Source organism: Psychrobacter halodurans (assembly GCF_017498075.1).
GTDB lineage: Bacteria > Pseudomonadota > Gammaproteobacteria > Pseudomonadales > Moraxellaceae > Psychrobacter > Psychrobacter celer.
Map to the genome: position 1 here is coordinate 1 of NZ_JAGBKN010000056.1, position 921 is coordinate 921.

Consider the following 921-nt stretch of genomic DNA (forward strand, 5'->3'; position numbering starts at 1 on the left):
ATATAGTCAAGACCATATAAAAGTGTTATAAACTAATTATCAAACCCAATTGTTATTATAAAGACCATGACTTACTCACTAGATTTCCGTATGCAAGTTCTTAAAAGCTTAGACGAGGGTATGACCTTTGCCGAGGCGGCTGAGTTCTATAATCTCAGCCCAACCACCATACAAAACTGGAAGCGGCGTGTTCATAGCAAAACAACCAGACAAACCAAACCCACTAAAATACCAGATGACGTGCTACTTAATGATGTCAAAGAACATCCCGATGATTACCAGTATGAGCGAGCGCGTCGTCTGAACTGTAGCAAAACAGGCATTTATCATGCTCTAAAGCGGGTTGGCATCAGTCAAAAAAAAGACCTTAGAACATCCAAAAGCTTGTCCGATCAAAAGAGCGGCGTATCAGGGAAAGCTTGATCGCTTTACGCAGCAAGGCTATCCCATCGTCTATATGGATGAAAGCGGCTTTGAGCACGAGACCATCCGCTCTCATGGTTACGCGCCTATTGGTAAGCCATGTATCGATAGCTACAACTGGCAAGGTAAAAAGCGAACCAACGTTATTGGTGCTCTGTATGAAAAGATGCTGTTTGCGCTTGATTACTTTAATCTCAACATTAACAGCAGCATATTCTACAACTGGTGCAAACACAAACTAATCCCAAGTCTTAAAACAAAATGCGTGATTGTGATGGATAACGCCAAATTTCATAAGAGCAAACGCATTCAAAAGCTACTCAACAGGCATGGTCATCGTATACTATGGCTGCCACCTTATAGCCCTGATTTGAACCCTATCGAGAAAAAATGGGCTCAGGTGAAGTTTCTACGCCAAGGCTGGATGGAGAATGATTTATCTAAATTGTTTTATGATATTTGTTCAAGGCATAACAATTTTATTTTGAACTGACTATA

General features: G+C 40.8%; 2 protein-coding genes. Both read left to right on the plus strand.

What is annotated here, in order from left to right; translation table 11 throughout:
* Window positions 1-90: 90 nt before the first annotated feature.
* Entirely contained in the window at window positions 91-423 is a 333-nt protein-coding gene (locus J3491_RS11895) for an IS630 transposase-related protein (RefSeq protein ID WP_341534391.1), read from the plus strand.
* Window positions 344-916 carry an IS630 family transposase gene (locus J3491_RS11900; RefSeq protein ID WP_207970358.1) on the plus strand — a complete coding sequence of 191 codons (573 nt, stop codon included), beginning with the start codon at window positions 344-346 and terminating at the stop codon, window positions 914-916. The genes J3491_RS11895 and J3491_RS11900 overlap by 80 nt, the downstream gene beginning before the upstream one ends.
* Window positions 917-921: the final 5 nt, after the last annotated feature.